The 18,538-nt window shown below is 63.9% G+C and carries 16 protein-coding genes; 6 read left to right on the top strand and 10 right to left on the bottom strand.

From position 1 onward, the window contains the following. The first annotated feature begins 34 nt into the window (after positions 1-34). The 5 genes from moaB (at position 35) to QCL65_RS15610 (ending at position 4,752) form a co-directional block, all read left to right on the top strand. Complete coding sequence (moaB, locus tag QCL65_RS15630) at positions 35-574, top strand: molybdenum cofactor biosynthesis protein B (protein ID WP_407310172.1); 540 nt, start codon at positions 35-37, stop codon at positions 572-574. Positions 575-593: 19 nt separating this feature from the next. After that, on the top strand, positions 594-1,781 hold the full coding sequence (glp, locus tag QCL65_RS15625) for a gephyrin-like molybdotransferase Glp (RefSeq protein ID WP_407316879.1): 1,188 nt from the start codon (positions 594-596) through the stop codon (positions 1,779-1,781). An 88-nt stretch (positions 1,782-1,869) separates the two neighbouring features. Continuing rightward, the gene (gene yegS / locus QCL65_RS15620) at positions 1,870-2,769 is read left to right on the top strand and encodes a lipid kinase YegS (protein ID WP_407310170.1); all 900 of its coding nucleotides are present in this window, start codon (positions 1,870-1,872) and stop codon (positions 2,767-2,769) included. Between the two features lie 186 nt (positions 2,770-2,955). Continuing rightward, on the top strand, positions 2,956-3,891 hold the full coding sequence (locus tag QCL65_RS15615; RefSeq protein ID WP_407310168.1) for a chemotaxis protein CheV: 936 nt from the start codon (positions 2,956-2,958) through the stop codon (positions 3,889-3,891). A gap of 54 nt (positions 3,892-3,945) precedes the next feature. Next, positions 3,946-4,752, top strand: a complete 807-nt coding sequence (locus QCL65_RS15610; protein WP_407310166.1) for an MOSC domain-containing protein — start codon at positions 3,946-3,948, stop codon at positions 4,750-4,752. A 6-nt stretch (positions 4,753-4,758) separates the two neighbouring features. Here QCL65_RS15610 and QCL65_RS15605 read toward each other — a convergent pair whose 3' ends face one another. Together QCL65_RS15605 and QCL65_RS15600 are read right to left on the bottom strand one after the other, a co-directional pair. Next, positions 4,759-5,532 carry an L-iditol 2-dehydrogenase gene (locus QCL65_RS15605; RefSeq protein ID WP_407310164.1) on the bottom strand — a complete coding sequence of 258 codons (774 nt, stop codon included), beginning with the start codon at positions 5,530-5,532 and terminating at the stop codon, positions 4,759-4,761. Positions 5,533-5,585: 53 nt separating this feature from the next. After that, the gene (locus QCL65_RS15600; RefSeq protein ID WP_407310162.1) at positions 5,586-6,899 is read right to left on the bottom strand and encodes an ABC transporter substrate-binding protein; all 1,314 of its coding nucleotides are present in this window, start codon (positions 6,897-6,899) and stop codon (positions 5,586-5,588) included. Between the two features lie 268 nt (positions 6,900-7,167). Between QCL65_RS15600 and QCL65_RS15595 the strand changes: the two genes are divergently transcribed. Continuing rightward, positions 7,168-8,064: a helix-turn-helix domain-containing protein gene (locus QCL65_RS15595; protein ID WP_407310160.1), complete on the top strand. Its 897-nt coding sequence runs from the start codon at positions 7,168-7,170 to the stop codon at positions 8,062-8,064. On the opposite strand, the gene QCL65_RS15590 is transcribed toward QCL65_RS15595, so the two are convergent. The 8 genes from QCL65_RS15590 to QCL65_RS15555 are packed head-to-tail and all read right to left on the bottom strand — an operon-like array spanning position 8,054 to position 18,492. After that, positions 8,054-9,466 carry a lipid II flippase MurJ gene (locus tag QCL65_RS15590; protein ID WP_407310158.1) on the bottom strand — a complete coding sequence of 471 codons (1,413 nt, stop codon included), beginning with the start codon at positions 9,464-9,466 and terminating at the stop codon, positions 8,054-8,056. The genes QCL65_RS15595 and QCL65_RS15590 overlap by 11 nt on opposite strands. Continuing rightward, positions 9,466-10,287, bottom strand: coding sequence for an acyltransferase (locus QCL65_RS15585; protein ID WP_407310156.1), 822 nt, complete (start codon positions 10,285-10,287; stop codon positions 9,466-9,468). Before QCL65_RS15585 ends, QCL65_RS15590 begins: the two co-directional genes overlap by 1 nt. Continuing rightward, positions 10,284-11,681: an O-antigen ligase family protein gene (locus QCL65_RS15580; RefSeq protein WP_407310153.1), complete on the bottom strand. Its 1,398-nt coding sequence runs from the start codon at positions 11,679-11,681 to the stop codon at positions 10,284-10,286. Before QCL65_RS15580 ends, QCL65_RS15585 begins: the two co-directional genes overlap by 4 nt. Beyond that, on the bottom strand, positions 11,681-12,784 hold the full coding sequence (locus tag QCL65_RS15575) for a glycosyltransferase family 4 protein (protein WP_407310151.1): 1,104 nt from the start codon (positions 12,782-12,784) through the stop codon (positions 11,681-11,683). Before QCL65_RS15575 ends, QCL65_RS15580 begins: the two co-directional genes overlap by 1 nt. After that, positions 12,775-13,989, bottom strand: a complete 1,215-nt coding sequence (locus tag QCL65_RS15570) for a glycosyltransferase family 4 protein (RefSeq protein ID WP_407316877.1) — start codon at positions 13,987-13,989, stop codon at positions 12,775-12,777. Before QCL65_RS15570 ends, QCL65_RS15575 begins: the two co-directional genes overlap by 10 nt. Before the next feature lie 14 nt (positions 13,990-14,003). Next, a complete protein-coding gene (locus QCL65_RS15565) occupies positions 14,004-15,326 on the bottom strand; it encodes a beta-xylosidase (protein ID WP_407310149.1) in 1,323 nt (440 codons plus the stop codon). Further along, the gene (locus tag QCL65_RS15560) at positions 15,323-16,504 is read right to left on the bottom strand and encodes a glycosyltransferase (RefSeq protein ID WP_407310147.1); all 1,182 of its coding nucleotides are present in this window, start codon (positions 16,502-16,504) and stop codon (positions 15,323-15,325) included. Before QCL65_RS15560 ends, QCL65_RS15565 begins: the two co-directional genes overlap by 4 nt. After that, positions 16,504-18,492 (bottom strand): GumC family protein, encoded by a 1,989-nt coding sequence (locus tag QCL65_RS15555; RefSeq protein ID WP_407310145.1) that lies wholly within the window; start codon positions 18,490-18,492, stop codon positions 16,504-16,506. The genes QCL65_RS15560 and QCL65_RS15555 overlap by 1 nt, the downstream gene beginning before the upstream one ends. Positions 18,493-18,538: the final 46 nt, after the last annotated feature.

Here is an 18,538-nt window from a genome sequence, read left to right as displayed (position 1 = left end):
ACCGCGCACGTGTTCCAACAACAGGATAAAGCCGATGAAAGCCAAGGCTGATGTACCTTTCGTGTCGCTCAATATTGCCGTTTTGACCGTCAGCGATACCCGCACTTTCGAAACCGATACTTCCGGGCAGGTCTTCGTTGACCGTTTGCAAGCCGCTGGCCATGGCCTGGCGGCGCGGGTACTGCTTAAAGATGATTTGTACAAAATCCGCGCCCAGGTCGCGACCTGGATTGCCGATGACCAGGTTCAGGTGGTGTTGATCACCGGCGGCACCGGCTTTACCGGTCGTGATAGCACCCCAGAGGCCGTGACCTGCCTATTGGATAAACAGGTCGACGGCTTTGGCGAGCTGTTCCGGCAGATTTCCGTAGCCGACATCGGCACCTCCACTGTGCAATCGCGGGCGCTGGCCGGGCTCGCCAATGGCACCTTGGTGTGCTGCCTGCCGGGCTCGACCAATGCGTGCCGCACGGGTTGGGACGGCATCCTCGCCGAGCAGCTCGACGTGCGCCATCGCCCGTGTAATTTCGTCGCCCACCTGAAGCAGGCCGAACCCTGCGCCAGCCGTGGCTGAGTTAGGCGCGGCGCCTTTGATGCCGCTGGAACTGGCCCTGGAGCGGCTGCTGGGCATGGCTGCGGCCACCCCCTTACTGGAACGTGAAAGCCTGCCGTTGGCCGACGCCCAAGGGCGGATTCTGGCCGAGACGCTGGTGTGTCGCCTGGACATGCCGCCGTGGCCGAACAGCGCCATGGACGGCTATGCGCTTCGGCTGGGCGATTGGGCCGGCGAGCCATTGGCCGTGACCCAGCGGATTTTCGCCGGGCAGGCCCCGCAGCCTTTGGCGGCCGGCACCTGTGCGCGGATCTTCACCGGCGCGCCGCTTCCGGCCGGTGCCGATTGCGTGGAGATGCAAGAGAACGTCGAGGTCTTGGACGATCAGCGGGTACTGTTCAAACAGCCTTTGCGGGTCGGCCAGAACATCCGCCCCCAGGGCCAGGAAGCCCGGGTCGGCGAATCGATTCTGGCCAGCGGCACGCGCTTGGGGCCGATCGAACTGGGCCTGGCGGCGTCGCTGGGGGCGCCCCGCGTGGAGGTTTGCCGGCGTATCCGCGTCGCGGTGTTGTCCACCGGCGACGAATTGGTCGAGCCCGGCCAACCCCTGGGCCCGGGGCAAATCTATAACAGCAACCGGCAATTGCTGTGCAGTTGGCTCGAGCGCCTGGGCTGCGAGGTGATCGACGCCGGTATTTTGCCCGACGACCTGGCCCAGACCCGTATGCGCCTGGCGCAACTGGCGGCAGTCGACCTGATTCTATCGACCGGCGGTGTCTCGGTGGGCGAAGCTGACTTTCTCGGTATCGCCCTGCGTGAAGAGGGCGAACTGACCTTCTGGAAGTTGGCGATCAAGCCGGGTAAACCGCTGACCGTGGGCCATTTCCGTGGCGTGCCGGTGATTGGCCTACCCGGTAACCCGGCCTCTACCCTGGTGACCTTCGCTTTGCTGGCGCGGCCTTACCTGTTACGCCGCCAGGGCGTGCTGGAGGTTGCGCCGCTGGCGCTGCAGGTGCCGGCCGGGTTTACCTGGGCCAAGCCGGGCAACCGCCGTGAGTACCTGCGCGGGCGCATCGAGCAGGGTCGAGCGGTGATTTACCCGAACCAGAGCTCCGGGGTTTTGCGCAGCGCGGCGTGGGCCAACGGCCTAGTCGAGGTGCTGGAAGGGCAGACCCTGGCCGCGGGCGATATGCTGCGTTTCATCCCATTCAGCGAATTGCTCGGCTAAATGGCAAAAACGCCGCTCACCAGCGGCTTTTTTCAAACTCGCCGTGGTCATAGCTCTTAATCACCATTTTTTTCCAGGAGCGGCAACCATGAGTGAGCGCAAGGCCTTATTGATTCTGCACGGCAAGCAGGCGCTCAATGAAGAAGTCCGCGACGCGGTAGAGCAGTGGCGCGACAAGGGCTGGGAACTGGCGGTGCGGGTCACCTGGGAGGGCGGTGACGCCAAGCGGCTGGTGGAGGAAGCACTGGCGGCGGGCTACCCGACGATCATTGCCGGCGGCGGCGATGGCACCCTGCGCGACGTGGCCGAGGCATTGGCCCTGGCCGGTGGTGCTGCCAGCCTGGTATTGCTGCCGCTGGGCACTGCTAACGATTTCGCCCACGCCGCCGGCGTCCCGCTGGACCCCCAGGCCGCGCTGGCGATGCTTGAGCAACCGGCACGAGAGGTCGACCTGGGCGAAGTGGGCGACCAGCTGTTCCTGAATATGGCCACCGGTGGTTTTGGCAGCCAGGTAACCGCCAATACCTCGGAAGACCTTAAGAAGGTGCTCGGCGGCGCCGCGTATCTGTTTACCGGCTTGAGCCGCTTCAGTGAACTGCGCTCGGCTTACGGAGAGTTCAATGGGCCCGATTTCCATTGGGCCGGTGAAATGCTCGCCCTGGGTATCGGCAATGGCCGCCAGGCCGGCGGCGGGCACGTGCTATGCCCCGAAGCGCGGATCGATGATGGGCTGCTGGATATCAGCATCCTGCCGGCGCCGACCGAGGTGGTGAGTACCCTCAAGGACCTGCTCTCCGGCGGCCTGGGCTTGGAAAACATGTTTATCCGCGCGCGCTTGCCTTGGGTCGAGATCAAAAGCGCCGAAGGCCTGGACATCAACCTCGACGGCGAACCGCTCAAAGGCGACACCCTGCGCTTCTCGGTGCGCCCTGCGGCGCTGCGTATTCACCTGCCGGCCCAGTCGTTGTTGTTGGCCCATCAGGCGTGAAGAGCAAAAGATCGGGGGCAAGCGGAGCGCCGCCCGGCCCCCTCCTACAGGCGATGTAGGAGGGGGCCGGGCGGCGCTCCGCTTGCCCCCGATCTTTCGCTGTAAAAAATCCCCCGTCAAGCTTCGCCAAAACCTGCCGATAGACTCCTCAAGCAGTCACCCGTTAACAACGCCTTGGAGTCTTCGATGGCCGGCATTCTCGACACAGTAGATCAACGTACACAGCTGGTGGGTGAGAATCGCCTGGAAATCCTGATGTTTCGCCTAGCCGGGCGTCAGCTCTTTGCGATCAACGTATTCAAAGTTCAAGAAGTCTTGCAACTGCCCAAGCTCACGCTGATGCCGCAGCGTCACGCTTATGTGTGCGGCGTGGTCAACTTGCGCGGCCAAACCCTGCCGGTGATCGACCTGTCCCAGGCCATTGGCATGAAACCCCTGCAGCCGGGCCCTAACAGCACCATTATCGTCACTGAGTACAACCGCTCGGTCCAGGCGTTCCTGGTGGGGGGCGTGGATCGTATCGTCAACATGAACTGGGAGGCGATCATGCCGCCGCCCACCAGTGCCGGGCGCCAGCACTACCTCACCGCCATCAGCAAGGTCGAAGACCAACTGGTGGAAATCATCGACGTCGAGAAAGTCCTGGCCGAAATCGTGCCCTACAGCGCCAAAGTCTCCACCGAAAAACTCGGAGACCCGCTGCTCGCCGAGGCCCGTGGCCGCGAGGTGCTGCTGGTGGACGACTCCACCGTGGCGCTCTCGCAGTTGCGTGACACCTTGTCGCAACTGGGGGTGAAACTGCACGTGGCGGGCAACGGGCTGATGGCCTTGAACATGCTCAAAGCCTGGGCCGACACCGGCGAAGTGATGACCGAGAAGCTCTTGATGATCTTCACCGACGCCGAAATGCCCGAGATGGACGGCTACCGCTTGACCACTGAAATCCGCAACGACCCGCGTCTGCGTAGCCTCTATGTTGTATTGCACACGTCTTTGTCCGGCAGTTTCAACGAGTCGATGGTGAAGAAGGTCGGTTGCGACAACTTCCTCTCCAAATTTCAGCCCGACAAACTGGTGGACGTGGTGCGTCAGCGCCTGGCATTGGACCACCCCAGCGCTTAATGCCGGGGATCGGCCGCTCGTATACAATGGCGGCTTTGCTTGCAGAGGCTGGGCATGCCGCATTTGAGCGCGCTGTATCGTTTTCCATTGAAATCGGCCATGGCCGAAACCTTGCAGCGCTCCAGCGTCGATGGGTTGGGCCTACTGGGCGACCGCCGCTGGATGCTGGTGGATGAAGCCAGTGGACGCTTCCTGACCCAGCGCGCGCTGGGCCAGATGAGCCAACTGGCTGCACGATGCGATGGCGGTACCAGCTTGACCCTGAGCGCCCCCGGTTACCCGCCACTGCTCGTGACTACCCCCGATGAACACGCCGCGCTGCGCGGCATCAGCGTATGGAAGGACACCCTGCAGGTGCCCGATGCCGGCGAGGCGGCCGCGCAGTGGCTTAGCCGCTTTATCGGTAAGCCAACACGGCTGGTCTATGTACCGGCAGCGCGGGCTCGCCACCTGCAGTCAGGCTACGGCCAAGACGGTGACCGCGTGGCCTTCGCCGATGGTTTTCCCCTGCTGTTGATTGGCCAGGGCTCCCTCGACGACCTCTCCAGCCGAGTCGGGCGGCCCTTGGAAATGCTGCGTTTTCGGCCCAACCTGGTGGTCGATGGCATCGCCCCCTACGCGGAAGACCAATGGCAGCGTATCCGCATCGGCACGGTTGAGTTCCGCGTGGTCAAGCCGTGTTCGCGCTGCATTCTCACCACCATCGACCCGGCCACCGGCGAGCGCGCCAGTGACCGCGAACCCCTGGCCACCCTCAAGCAATACCGCGCCCACGAAGGGGATGTGTTCTTCGGGCAAAACCTGGTCGCCGACGGCAGTGGTGAACTGCAGTTGGGCATGCCGGTGACTGTGCTCGAATAACCCATCTCAGCTCATCCAGTTACCGCCATCGACGTTGTAGGTCTGGGCGACCACGTAGTCGCTCTGGGCCGAGGCAAGGAACACCGCCATGCCGGTCAGGTCCTGCGCGGTGCCCATGCGTCCGTAGGGCACTTGCGCGCCGACCTGGCGTTTTTTCTCGCCTCGGGGTAGCTGTTCATATTGGGCAAACAGCGCGTCTACGCCGTCCCAGTGCTCGCCATCGACCACCCCCGGGGCGATGGCGTTAACGTTGATGCGGTGCTTGATCAGGTCCAGCCCGGCGGATTGAGTCAGGCTTATCACCGCCGCCTTGGTCGCGCAATACACCCCCACCAGTGCCTCGCCACGGCGTCCGGCTTGGCTGGCCATATTGATGATCTTGCCGCCGTGGCCTTGCTTGATCATCTGTTTCGCGGCCGCCTGCAGGGTGAACAAAGTGCCCGCCACGTTGATCGAAAAAAGTCGTGCGTAACTGTCCCGGGTGATTTCGACGATGGGCGCCAGGTCGAACAGGGCTGCGTTATTGACCAGCAGATCGAGCTTGCCGGCCTGGGCCACCACTGCAGCGATGGCGCCGTCGATAGACGCCTGTTCGGTGACGTCCATCGCTATGGCGTAGGCCTGGGGGCCCAGTTCGTTGGCGGTGGCTTGCGCCCGTGCCAGGTCGATATCGGCAATGGCCACGGTGGCCCCTTCACCAATATAAGCCTCGGCGAACGCGCGGCCGATGCCGCGAGCAGAGCCTGTGATCAATGCGCTTTTGCCTTCGAGTCGTTTCATTGAGGGTGTTCTCCCTAGTGGCTGCAAGTGAGCCCCGCGCAGGGGCTTAGGCTTTAAGGTTTAGGGTAGCCCGCACGTTGCATGTCCCGCAGCGTGCTGGTCTGGGCCGCGCTCAATGCCTGCTCGACGCTCATTTGCCCGGTAAGGGCGGCAGAGAACAGCTTGCCCACCGAGGTGCCGATGGCCTGGTACTCGGGAATGATCACGTACTGAATACCGGCGTAGGGCACCGGTTTGACCGACGGGTGAGTGGGGTCGGACTGCTGCATCATTTGCAGGGTGATGCGAGCGAAGGGCGCGGCCTTGAGGTAGGCCTCACTGTAGGTGGAGGTGCGGGTGCCGGGCGGTACGTTGGCGATGCCATCGGTGTCGGCGACCAATTGAACGTAGGCTTTGGAGGTGGCCCAGGTGATAAACGCCTTGGCTGCCTCTTTGTGCTTGGACGTGCTGGGGATGGCCAGCGACCAGGCATACAGCCACGAGGCACCCTGGTCGGTGACTTGCGCCGGCGCCGGGGCAAAACCCACGTGGGCGGCGACGCGGCTCTGTTGCGGGTCGGTGGTAAAGGAGCCGGCCACGCTGGCGTCTACCCAGATCGCGCATTTTGCGCTGTTGAACAGCGCCAGGTTCTCGTTGAAACCGTTGCTCGAAGCGCCCGGCGGGCCGTACTGCTTCAAGGTATTGACGTAGAAGTTCGCCGCGGCGGTCCATTGCGGGCTGGTCAGCTGGGGTTGCCATTGCTCATCGAACCAGCGCGCCCCAAAACTATTGGCCATGGTGGTCAGCAGCACCATGTTTTCGCCCCATCCCGCCTTGCCGCGCAGGCACAGGCCGTACTGGTCTTTGTCGGGGTGGTGCAGTTGTGCGGCGAACTCACCCAGCTGGGTCCAGGTCGGCCGTGGGGGCATGCTCAGACCGGCTTGCTGGAACAGGTCAGTGCGGTAGTAGGTGACCGTACTCTCACCGTAGAAGGGCAGCGCGTAGAGCGTGCCTTGGTAAGAGAGGCCCTGGCGTACCGAGGGAATGATGTCGGCCACGTCGTAGTCGGCGGGCAGGTCGGACATCGGTTCCAACCATTTTTTCTCGGCCCACAGCGGTGTTTCGTAGGTGCCAATGGTGAGAATGTCGAACTGCCCACCTTGGGTGGCGATGTCGGTGGTCAGGCGTTGGCGCAACACGTTCTCTTCCAGCACCACCCAGTTGAGTTTGACCTCGGGGTGCTGCGTTTCGAAAGTCTTCGATAGCCGCTGCATGCGGATCATGTCGCTGTTGTTGACCGTGGCGATGGTCAGGGTTTGCACTGCCTGGGCTGTGCAGGTCAGGGACAAGCCTGCACACAGAAGCAACGCTGGGTAGCTGATGTTCATAGGGCTCTCCACTGCGCGCCGGGGGCGCAGCATTATTATTGTCGTGGCTGCCACCGACCGGAGCGCGGTGACGGCTGGATTACAGCAGCTCGGTATGGGCCAGACAAACGCGCTGAGCACCCGTGACCGGTGCTTTTTTGATCGTGGCTGCGGTTTTACCGACAAGTCAACAAAGTACCAGTGCTGGCGAATTCCAGCGGTAGCCGCAGGCGATCTTTGCCGCTATGGTGCGCAGCAGGATCGCCTCCAATAATAAAGAGCCCAGGCCATGCCAGACCCCCGCGCCGCGTTGTTCGAACACCACCGCGCCGAGCTTGAAGTCATCCTCCCCGAGCCGCAGCAGAGCTTTCGCTGGTACCAGCACGACTACCCATACCCATTGGCGCGCTGGAATCACCACCCAGAGTACGAGATTCACCTGATACGTCAGGGCAGCGGCAAGTTGGTCGCGGGCGACTACATTGGCGCGTTCGGCCCGGGCCACGTGGCGATCATCGGCCCCGACCTGCCCCATGACTGGCTCGGCGATCTGGCGCCAGGGGAACGCATCGAGGGGCGCGATGTGGTGCTGCAATTCGACGGTGCTGCCTTGCTGGCTTTGCGCGATATACTGCCGGAACTGGGGGGCCTACAGGGGCTGTTCGAGCGGGCTCGGCGCGGGGTCGAATTCAGCGGCGCCACGGCGCTGCAGGCCGCCCACTTACTGGAAAACATGGGCCCGGCCCAGGGCTTGCAGCGTTTGCTGCTGTTCTTGCAACTGCTGGGCCATCTGGCCAGTGCGCCGATCAACGAAGCCCGCTGCCTGGCCAGTAGCTGCTATGCGCCGGCGCTGGACGCCAGGAGTGCGGAGCGTATCCACCGGGCCTTCGCCTACCTGCAACAGGAACTGACCAACGACGTGCGTTTGTCCACCATCGCTGCTCAATTGGGCATGAGTGACGCGGGCTTCTCGCGGTTTTTCAAACGCAACACCGGCCACTGTTTTATCGACCTGATGCGCAAGCTGAGGGTGCAGCGGGCTTGCCGCTTGCTCTTGCAGACGCCCATGTCGGTGGCGGACATTTGCTTTGAAGTGGGCTACGGCAACCTGTCCAACTTCAATCGGCATTTTCGTGTCGAGATGGCCCAGACCCCCAGCGACTATCGCCGGGCGTTCATGGGCTGATCTTCCAGGGGCGCAACCATAGCGCCAGAGCAAGCATCACCACGCTTGCCAAGAGGGTACTCAGGCCCAGTTGCCAGCCAGGCCCTTGCAGCGGGTGCAGGGCCATGGCCGCCAGGCTCAGCAAAGCGGCCCCAGCCAGCCATTGGGGCCGCCAGCGCAGTGGCCCGAGCAGACCCTGACGGCGCATCAGCAGCAGGTTAGTCACGATGACCCCACCCAATGCCGCCAGGGCAATGCCGCTCAAGCCTAGCCAGAAAGGCAGCAGTAACAGCAGCACGGCATTGATCAGGCTGCCTGCCAGCTCACAGTGCAAGGGCAGGCGCGTGTCGCCCTGGGCATAGGCAAAGCGTGCCAGCAGGGCATTCCAGGCGCCAAACAACAGTGGGATAGCGAACCAACCGAGCAGCTCGGGCAGCGGCCCATTGGCGCTCTGCGCAGGTAGCAGCCAATGGATCAGCGCCGGGCCGGCGCCTACCAGGCCAATGGCGGCGGGCAGGGTCAGCAGGGTTGCCGCATCCAGCCCCCGGCGCAGCAGCTGCAAGCGTTGCGCGCCTTGCTCGGCACTCATCAGCCCGAGCAGTACCTGGTTCAGGCTCATTAGGGCAATTAATGGCAGGTTGATCAGTTTGCGCGCCAGGTTGACCCAGGTCACGGCGCCATCGCCCAGGTAGCTGGCGACCAGCCGCTCCAGCCAGGCCAGGCCTTGGCTGGCCAGGTTGCTGAACAGCAGCGGGCCGATACGCCCGCGCAATTCACGGCCGTCACCCGCTTCGCCGCGCAGTTGCCAGGGGCGCCAGCCGCCTCGCCAGACCGGCCCTAACAAGGGCAGGCACATCAGCCAGCTACCCAGCAGGCAAGCCATCGACAGACCCGTGCCTTGGCTGGCGTTGCCTTGGCTGAACAAATACAGCACAGGCGGCAGGTTGAACAGCAGCGAACCCAAGCCGGGTAGCACGAAACGCTGCCCGGCTTGCAGAGGGATACTCCACAGCGCGTGCAGCAGCAGGGCAGGGGCGCAGGCCGCGAGCCAACGCAGGTTGGCCGCCGCTTCGGCTTTGGCTGCCGGATCCAAGCCAGGGCCCACCAGCCCGACCCAGAACGGCGCCGCCAGCGCCAGTAGCGCGTACAGGCCCAGGCCCAGGCCAAGCAGGCGCGCCGACATGCCCGCCAGCCAGGTTTGCCGGCGTTCGGCACTCCGGGCCTGATAGAGCGGCAGCGCGGCCGCCGCGAGCAAGCCGGCGGCCAATGTCATGCGCAGCGCTTCGGGCAGAAACAGCGCCACTAGAAAGCCGTCGCTGCGTCCGCCAGCGCCCCAGGCAGCGATCAGCAGCCATTCGCGGGCGAACCCGGCGACCAGCCCGGCCAGGGTGGCCAGGGTCAGCCAAAGTGTTGCGCCGAACATCAGTGGAACAGGGTGAACAGGCCCTTGCCACCCACCTTGTAATTCAGGTCGTGGGGGCGCTCGCCCATGGGTTTGGCACCGCTGCCGCCGACGATCTTGTACGGCGCGATGGCTTTGGCCACCACCGTGTTGGCGGTCACCACCGCGCCCCGGCCGATGTGCGCGCCATGGCCGATCAACGCCCGCGAGGCGATCCAGGCGTAGTCGTCAATGTAGATCGGCGCCGACACCGACCAGAACTCCGGCGCGGTCAAATCGTGGCTGCCGGCGATGATCAGCACGTGGGAGGCCACCGCCACGTGGTCGCCGATGATCAGCCCAGCCCGCGCGTCGACCTGGCAATGCCAGGCAATCACGCTGTCGTGGCCCATCACCAGGTTGTCCACGCCCAACACTTCCGTGTTGCGCCAGATACTTGAGCCGCGGCCGATCTTCGCGCCGCCCAGGCGTAGCCAGGCAATGCGTACATGGTGGCTGGGGATTTTGTTGATGAGGATGTTGTAGGCCTGTTCCCAGGCGCGTAGCCAGCGGTCACGCAGGGTGGGCCAGTTTTTCCCATAGACCGGCACGAACGTGGCAGGCACTTGCTGCTGCAGATACACATACAAGCGCCGGGTCAGCGGATCATTTATGCGCGCGCTGGCGTCCACCGAGCTGATGCAATAGCGTTTGCCGTCGCCTTCGCCGTCTTCGAAAAATACGTCGGTGTTCAGGCCATTGGCATAGGCCGCTTGCAGGTCGGCCAAGCTGACGCCCCATTCACTGGCCAGCGTGGGGAAATGGCTGGGCAGGTCGAGGGGTTGCTGGATACGGTGCTTCATGGTTGCGAGTCCTCGGGCGTAGGGCGTGGGCCGGGTAACGAAGTAAGCCGCCTTGCCTGCTGCAGGCTCAGGCCCATCAACAGCCAGAACAGCCCGATCAGTACGAAGGTAAAGCTGTAATAGTGGTCGAACAGCCCGGTCAGCAGGGCTGCCAGCAGGCCTGACACGGTTCCCAGCCACAAGGCGTTGTCGCGGGAAATCTGCCGCACTTCACCCTTAGGCCGTACCTCGCGCCACCACAACACGGTGACCAGCACGAACAGGAGCATGCCCGGCACGCCGACTTTGTAGATGAAGTTCAGCCACAGGTTGGAGATACCGATCAGGTTGCTGCCCGGCACCGGCGGGTCGACTTTGAAACCAATGCCCAACGGGTAGCGCGCCATGGCTTCGGGGAAGCGGGCGTACTCGTCGAAGCGCACCTCGGTGCTGGCGTTGCTGGCCGAGAACATGGTCATCAGGCGTTCTTGCAACGGCGGGTAGAACATCACCAGCGCCAAGGCGAACGCCGCGCCCAGGCCGATGATCCGGCCGCTGTAAGGCACGCGTTTGTAGGTTAGCCACAGTAATACCAGGGCCAGGGCCAAAATGGCGCCACGGGAAATACTCAGCAGCAGGCCGGCGCAGCCCAGCAGTGCCACGCTCAGGCCGAGTAGTCGGCGCCAGCCTCGTTGGGTCCAGCCGTACAGCAAGGCCATGGGAATGAACAGCACCAGGGCGCCGCCGGTCAGGTTGGGGTGCACCCAGGGTGAGGCCATGCGCTGGTAGTTGGCCGAGAAGATGTCCAGCAGCGCCTCGGGGTGGGCGTATTTGAGGCTGGTGAGGATCGGCACCATGGACATGGCGTTGCGCGACTTGAGAAACATAAACACCGACAGCAACAGCATTGCCAGGTTGCCCAGCAGCAGGGCGACCACCAGCTTGTCGCGGTCGGCGTCGGTGCGCAGCAACAGTGGCACCATAAACAACAGGGACAGGTTCATCAGCCAGCGCACCCAGTTGACCGGCCCATTGCCGTCCGCGTGGATGGTCAGCATGCCGACCACGAAAGGAATCGCACTGAACAGCATCAGCCATGCCAGGGCACGTTCGGTGGGGCGCCAGTGCAGCAAGCCGCGGGTCTTGCCGATAAAGGCCTGCCAGAACACGCCCAGCCAGGTGAGCCCCAGCACCGCCTCACTGAGGGTGGTGCGGATGCCCATTTCCAGGGTGGTGTAGGGAATGCTGGTGGCCAACAGGGCGAACAGCAGCAGGCCCCACAGCGGTTGGCGCAACAGGGTCACGGTCACCGCCAGGGCGGCGATAGCGATCATGACCTTGGCCGGCGAGAGCACGCATAACAGGGCGCCAAATAACAGGCCAAGCCCCAGGCCAATGACTTTTCCCGGTGCCATCAGTGCTCCAGCTCGCTAATCAAAGCGTTCAAACGTAAACGGTAGGCCGGCATCGCAAACTGCTGCGCCCAGGCCCGCAAGGGTTCGTGGTCGGTGTCATCGGTGTCGTGGGCCACCTCGCGCAGCGCTGCCTGTAGCTGCTGGCTGTCGTGGGGGGCAAAGCGCCGCGCGCTGGCGGGCGCTACTTCGTCCAGCGCTGAACCGGTGGCCACGGCCACAGGAGTACCGTGGCTCAGGGCCTCGACCACCGGCAGGCCGAAGCCTTCCGCGTAAGACGGTTGCCACAGGCACTCGGCGTGGCTGTACAACGCCTGCAAGTGCTCCTCACTGAGGCCATGCAGCCAATGCAAACCCGCTAGCTGGCGCAGGTGCGGCTCGACATCTTCGGGTTGGCCGACGATCACCAGTTCGGGTATCTCGCTGTCGGCTTGGCGGCAGTGCTGCCATTGCTGCAGAAAAAACCCCACGTTCTTGCGTGGCTCGCGGCTGCCCACCACCAGCCAGTAACGGGCAGGCGTGCCGGGTGGTGCAGTGCTGGTGACGGGGGTGGCTTGGGGCACCCAGTTGCTCAGCACGCGAAACTTCGCCTTAGCCCAGGGAAACAGGCGCGCTGCTTCGTTGCAGGAAAACTGCGACGGGCACCACACCCGGTCGGCGATCCACACCGACCAGGCGATCGACAGGCTGTCGATGGCGCGGTACGCCAGGGCTTTGAGGCGCGAGCCGTGGGCGTTGCGCTGGGTCATCTGAAACAGGTCGTGCAGCACCAACACATAGCGGCAACCGGCAGGTTTACGGCCCAATGGCAGGCCCATGTTGGCGGTGGCGATGTACAGGTCTATACGCTGTTCGCGTAATTGCCCCGGCAGAAAACCCCGCTCGAAGCGCAGCCGCACTTGCGGCCTTTGCAAGCCATGCAAGGGGCTGGCCCAGGGCGGGCAACAGGCGCTCTGGCGCTGCGGGTGGTCCAGTGGAGCTTCGCTGAACAGGCGCAGCTCTGTGCCGTCGTGGGCACCCAGGGCCTGTTCCAGCGCTTTGACCTGGCGGCCGATACCGGACTGCGGCGCAATGGTCGCAGGGCGATAATCCAAACCTATACGCATGGGGGCCGCTCCGGTGATGAAAGCCTGGGTGGGTAGGCGTGCTGCAGTTCGTTGGCGGCCACCGCCCAATCGTGATGACGTTGCGCATAGTCGCGCGCCGCACGCCCGAGGCCGGCGGCCAGGTCGGGTTCAGCCAGTACGCGCACCACTGCATCGGCCAAGGTCCGCGTATCTTCACCGGCCAAGTAATGTTGTTCGGGTCGCAAGGCCAACCCGGAGCTGCCTTGGGCGGTGCTGACCAACGGCAAACCGGCGGCCATGGCTTCCAGCACCTTGAGTTTCGAGCCGCCGCCGTGGCGCAAGGGCGCGATAAAGGCCGCGCAAGTGCCCTGCAGGGCGGGCAGATCGGGAACGAACCCCAGCCAGTCGATTCGTGGGTCGGGCCAGCGGCTTTTCCAGGCATCGGGCAGGGCGTAGCCGGCCACCGCCAAGCGTGCGTCAGGCCGTTGCGCCCAGACCTGGGGGAAGATTTCATCCAGCAGCCACTGCACGGCGTCCAGGTTAGGCGCGTACTCGTAGTTGCCGACGAACAGCACCCTAGCACTCTGCGGGGCGGCTTGAACCCCCTCAAACGCCTGGCTGTCGACGCCGTTGACCACCACCTCGACCGGGGTCTTGGTCAGGCGCCGGATGGCCTGGGCGTCGGCTTCGGTGACGGCGATCACCTTATGTGCGGCGTCGAACGCATTGCGCTCCCAGCGCTGGCAGCGGCGCTGGTCATAGCGTACGAACGCTGCAGCCCAACGCGGAAAACGGTCGTAGGTAGCACCGCCGAGGCTGGACTCCAGGTTGTGTTCGGTCAGCACGAAGGGCTGGCGCCGTTGGCGCAGAGTGGCCAGATACGGCTGCAAGGTGTAGCTGTGTTCGATCTGTACCACGTCCCAGGGTTGCTCCAACAGAGCGTTGAAACGCTGGGTCAGGGCCGGGGCCAGGCCATTGATGGTGGTCAGTAAGGGCCAGGGCGCCAATAGCCCGGCCAGTAGGGTCACCGGGTGTTTGAGCGGCCGCCGGGGCATCACGATCAGGCTGTCGAGCAGTGGCTCCAACGCGCTGCGGCTGGCGTCATCGAGCGCGGTCTTGCTTTGCACCAGTAAGGTGATGCGGTGCCCACGCTCGGCCAGGGTGCGCAGCAAATGGTACTGGCGGGTCTTGCCGCCGCTGGTCAACGGCCAGGGCAGATAGGACAACACCCAGAGTATGCGCAGGGGCGAGGGGGCGCTTACCACACCAGCACCTGCAAACTCGACTTGCTCTGGGGGGCCACGCCGTCGGCCTGGTTCAAGCTCTGCTGCTGGCCACTGAGGGGGTCGAACAGTTCGGCGCGGGCCACACCTGGCACTTTTAGCACGCCGCCCTTGGCGCTCCAGAACATCAGCAGGTGTTTGCCGTCGGCGCGGGTCCAGGCCACGCTGAAGAGGTCATCGGGTGGGGCGATCAGTTTGGGCGTGCGCCCCGGCAGTAAGCGTGGGCCGGTGATGTCGAGCAAGCGGGCCAGGGCGTCATACACCGGCTTGGGGTCGCCATTGAGGTCGAGTAGGCCGTATTCACGGTCGCGCACGGTGGCTCGATCGTCCAGGTCGGACAAAGCGAACAGGAAGATCCGCTGGTAGTTCTGCGCGCTCATCAGGGCGATCCGGCGCAAGGTGTAATCCGCTTGCCCGGCGCGGCCGATGATCGGCTGCATTTCCTCAGGCCCGGCGTAACTGGACCAGCCGAACTCAGTGGCCCACACCTGGCGGATGCCAGCGCCCTGGAGCATGCCGTTAAGCTGGTTGCCGCGCAGCAGTACTTCGTTTTTGCCCAGTTCGTCGGTTTCCGGGGTCATGGAGTAGGGGTGATACGCCGCCACCGCGTCGAGCTTCTGCACGCCATAGCCACCGAGGGCCTCGAACATCAGCTTGCCGCCGCCATCGGGCATCTGGCTGTAGTAAGCCATGCCGCCGATCACTTGGGTTTTGCCCGGCGCTGCGGCTTTCAAGGCCAGGTGAGTGGCCAGCAACAGCTTGCCGTAGCCTTGGGGGTCGACTTTAGGCCGCCAGTTATTCGGCAGGTTTTGTTCATTCCACACCTGCCAGGCGTCCACGTTTGGGTAACGCTTGGCCAGCAACGCCATGCGCTGGGCATAGACATTGGGGTCGCGCGGTGGGTACTGGTCCTGAAAAGGCGCACCGGCCGGGGCACTGGTGATAAACGGGGCCGAGCCGACCATATAGAACAGCGATTTCAGGTGCTGCTCATTCAGGGTGCGGTTCAGCGCGTCCAGCTCCACCAACTGGTATTGGCCCTCTTTCGGTTCCAGGCGGTCCCAGTGCAGGTCCACCCGTACCCACTCAAGGCCCAACTTTTGATATTGCTCGATCTGCTTTTGGTACTGCGCCGGGGTGAACCAGAGAAAGTGCGCATTGACCCCCAGAAAGTCTTTCCACTGCACGCTGCGCTCGGGGGCCAGGTTGACCGGCGCCGCACTCGCCACGCCCGCGCTCAACAGCCAGCCCGTGCACAGCCCGAACAGAGCCCCTTTCGTCACCCGTAGAACATTCATTGTGCTGACTTCCCGCAGGCTGCTTGGAACATCTCGGCGAACTTGCGCGCCGTGGTCGGCCATTGCCGTTGTAGACCCAACTGCGCCGCACGCTCGCCCCATTGGCTGACCCGTTGGGGGTCTACCAGCAGTTGCTGCAGGTGCTCGGCCAGTGCCTCGACATTGCCCTGGGCGTAAGTCACACCATTGCCCGCGGCGACTTCTTCGGCGAAGGCGCGGGCGTTGGAAGTGATCACCCCACGGCCGCACGCGTTGGCCCAGGATAACGCACCGCTGGTGCCGCGCATGGCACCGAGCCAGGCCAGTTTCTTCGATTCACGGTAAGGCAGCACCATCACGTGATGGGCCTGCAGGGTGGCGGCGATGTCGGTGGCCGGCAGGTCGAGCTGCCAGTCGATCAGCCCATCCAGGCCCAGTTCGCCAATGCGCTGGCGCAGGCCTTCGAGGTAGTTGCCGGCGGGGTCGAAGGTCAGTTCCGGGGCGCTGCCGCCGGCCAGGGTCAGGCGGACCTGCTGGCGTCGCAGCGGCTGCGCAGCGAGCGCCTGGGCCAAGGCCTGGAGCAGGTCTTCGATACCTTTGCCACGGTAGATAAAGCCAAAATACAGCAGGCGCAGCGGCTCCAGCGGCGGCAGCGGCGCGGCGGCCAGGGCCAGGTTGCCGTGGGCGATGTGCACCACGCGCTCGGCGCTCAGGCCCATACGCCGGCGCAGGCACTCGCCGCCCAGGCGGGTCAGGGTCACGACCCGGGTCAGGCGCCGCGCCAGGCGCCGTTCTTCGTGCAGGGTCAGGGGGTTGGCCAACAGCGCCGCGGCTTGTGGCATCGGTTGCGGCAGGCGTTCGAGCAGGGTCAGCGGCCAGAACAACTTGGCGCGCCGCCAGATCAGGCGCTCGGGGTCATGCACGGTGGCGGTCAAGGGCAATTGCGGGTAGTGGGTGCTCAGGTAATTAAGGGCCTGAAACTCGCCGAAGCGGCCGCCACCGAGCTCGGCATGCACCAGGTCGACGCGGTTCCAGTCGAAGCTGTGCAAGCGGCGCAGTTGCGCAGCCGGATCGAGGATTCCGGCCAGGGGCGTCAACACCTCGACCCCTTCGCCTTGCAGCGCACGACGAAAGTGTTCGGCGTAATCGGCAATGCCGGTCTGCTCCGGGGGTAGCGGGGCGAGCAGGGCGATGCGCATCAAGCCGCCCCTCGTAGCCGGTTAAGCCGGTTGAGCACGGTGCTGGGCACCTCGAAACGGCGGCGGTTGAGGATCAGCCCGTCCACTTGTTTAAAGGCCGTGAGCAACAGCGTCAGGGCGTTCTCCACCATCGGCACGGTGCTGGTGCGCGCCTCGATCACCAGGGCGATCTGGTCTGCTTCACGCAAGGTCAGGAAGGCTTGTGGGTTGGACAGCAGCGCGCTGGCATCGAGCAAGCGCACTTCGCCAGGGCGCTTGGCCCCGTCGGCTTGCTGGCTGACGCTGTGGCCGCGTTCTTCCAGCAGGCGGCGCAGGTGCTCGATGATAAAACTCACCCCTTCACCGGGCCGTGCCGAAGTCAGGCCCAGGGTCAGGCCTTCGAGCGCGATGCGCTCATGGGGCAGGGCGCTGTAGAGGCGATACAGGCTGGCGGTCAGGGCGTTATCCAGCGGCGCCTGGGGGTTGGCTTCAGGGATGCTGCTCCACAGCGGCACGTTGAAGAACTCTTGCAAGCGCGCGCCGTCATGGATGCGCTGGTCCAGCAGGTAGCACAGGTAGATGGTCAGCAAGCCCACGGCGATAGCGGCCGGCAGGGTCAGCAGCAAGATCATCAGGCTCTTGGGGAAGACCCGCGACGGGTTGTAGGTGGCCACTTCGATCATGGCGATGTTGCTGATCTGGCTACTGTCCAGGGCCTGGTCGATGCGGGCCTTTTCCAGGTTTTCGGCATACAGCGCATAGCTCTTCTCAGCGCTTTGCAGTTGCAGCGTCAAGCGGTTCAGGGTGGGTTGGTCAGTGAGCACGCGGTCACGCTCGCTGCGCAAAGCCTCAAGGGTTTTGTCATAGCCACTGATTTGCCCGGCCAGTTTCTGCTCTTGCAGCTCGGCGTCGATGACCTGCTGCTTAACATTGGTGACCAAGCCGTTGGGTGCCGAGTTCTGCGAGTTTTCCAGGCGGGTGGCTTCCTGGCCGCTCAGGGCTTGCAGGTCGCGGATGTTTTGCTCGATCTGTTTCACCGCCGCCGCTTCCGGCTGGTAGATGCGCAGCAAACGCGCGCGCTCCACTTGCAAGGTGTTGAGCTGGCGTTTGAGGTCGAGCTGGGTAGGGTTGAGGCTGGTTTCTCGCGAAGTCACCACTTCAGCCGGTTGCGCCTTGATTTGCTTGCGCGCATTGGCGAGGAAACTGCGGATACCGGCCACTTCGTGCTGGGCACTGGAGCGGGCATCGGTAGCGCGGTCGATCTGGTTGGTCAGGTTGTTCAGGCGAGCTTCCACGCTGATCGAGTCGATGTCTTTCAAACGGCTCTGCAACTGTTGGCGCAAGCCCAGGATTTGCTCCGACACCTTGCCGCTTTCGGTCTCGTAGAAGGCATACAGGCTGGTGCGCCCCAGGGCGCGGGCACGTTCCTGCAGGTAAGCGTCGATCCAGGTCTGGACGATCTGTTGGGCAACGGCAGGGTCGTCCCAGGTAAAGCTGATCTCGATCACCGAAGACCCTGCCTCGTGGGCGGCACTGAAGCTTTTTTCCAGCTTGCTGGCGACCCGTTCCAGCGGGCTCTGCGCTTCGACAATGCCGAGCATCTGCAGAAAGCTGCGCAGGCCGTCGATCACGGTGTTGGCGGCCTTCTTCAGGTAGAACTTGGTGGTCTTCCAGAAACCTTCGGGCGCTGCCTGGGCGCTCATTTCCAGATAACGCTCGGCGACGATGTGCACGATCGGGCGGCCGGTGAGCATTTTTTCTTCATCGACGATCGGGTCGTGCTGGGTGCTCGGGGCTACTAGGGTCTGGCGGTTACCGGCTTCGATCGGCACGGTGGTGCTGTCGCGGCCCGGCTTGACCAGCAAGCGCGCGTTGGACTCGTAACGGGCGGGCAGCAGGAACGCGCCCAACACGGCGATGATGAGGGTACTGACCACGGCGATTTTGAATTCGCGGCGGAAGATGAAGAACAGGCGCAGTACATCGCGCAGGGAACGTATTTCGATCACAGGATCACTCCATTAAGGCGTGGTGGGCGCTGAGGTGCCGTTAAAT

Source organism: Pseudomonas sp. nanlin1, assembly GCF_045571515.1.
Taxonomy (GTDB): Bacteria; Pseudomonadota; Gammaproteobacteria; order Pseudomonadales; family Pseudomonadaceae; genus Aquipseudomonas.
Note: the sequence above shows the minus strand (reverse complement) of the source record. Positions and strands in the feature narration are given on the sequence as shown.

What these genes read in the sequence shown, in the direction of transcription:
- QCL65_RS15580 (WP_407310153.1), bottom strand. Translation starts at nt 11,681, where the DNA reads ATGGCACCGGGAAAAGTCATTGGCCTGGGGCTTGGCCTGTTATTTGGC.
- QCL65_RS15590 (WP_407310158.1), bottom strand. Translation starts at nt 9,466, where the DNA reads ATGTTCGGCGCAACACTTTGGCTGACCCTGGCCACCCTGGCCGGGCTG.
- QCL65_RS15600 (WP_407310162.1), bottom strand. Translation starts at nt 6,899, where the DNA reads ATGAACATCAGCTACCCAGCGTTGCTTCTGTGTGCAGGCTTGTCCCTG.
- moaB (WP_407310172.1), top strand. Translation starts at nt 35, where the DNA reads ATGAAAGCCAAGGCTGATGTACCTTTCGTGTCGCTCAATATTGCCGTT.
- QCL65_RS15585 (WP_407310156.1), bottom strand. Translation starts at nt 10,287, where the DNA reads ATGAAGCACCGTATCCAGCAACCCCTCGACCTGCCCAGCCATTTCCCC.
- QCL65_RS15595 (WP_407310160.1), top strand. Translation starts at nt 7,168, where the DNA reads ATGCCAGACCCCCGCGCCGCGTTGTTCGAACACCACCGCGCCGAGCTT.
- QCL65_RS15575 (WP_407310151.1), bottom strand. Translation starts at nt 12,784, where the DNA reads ATGCGTATAGGTTTGGATTATCGCCCTGCGACCATTGCGCCGCAGTCC.
- yegS (WP_407310170.1), top strand. Translation starts at nt 1,870, where the DNA reads ATGAGTGAGCGCAAGGCCTTATTGATTCTGCACGGCAAGCAGGCGCTC.
- QCL65_RS15565 (WP_407310149.1), bottom strand. Translation starts at nt 15,326, where the DNA reads ATGAATGTTCTACGGGTGACGAAAGGGGCTCTGTTCGGGCTGTGCACG.
- QCL65_RS15610 (WP_407310166.1), top strand. Translation starts at nt 3,946, where the DNA reads ATGCCGCATTTGAGCGCGCTGTATCGTTTTCCATTGAAATCGGCCATG.
- QCL65_RS15605 (WP_407310164.1), bottom strand. Translation starts at nt 5,532, where the DNA reads ATGAAACGACTCGAAGGCAAAAGCGCATTGATCACAGGCTCTGCTCGC.
- glp (WP_407316879.1), top strand. Translation starts at nt 594, where the DNA reads ATGCCGCTGGAACTGGCCCTGGAGCGGCTGCTGGGCATGGCTGCGGCC.
- QCL65_RS15560 (WP_407310147.1), bottom strand. Translation starts at nt 16,504, where the DNA reads ATGCGCATCGCCCTGCTCGCCCCGCTACCCCCGGAGCAGACCGGCATT.
- QCL65_RS15615 (WP_407310168.1), top strand. Translation starts at nt 2,956, where the DNA reads ATGGCCGGCATTCTCGACACAGTAGATCAACGTACACAGCTGGTGGGT.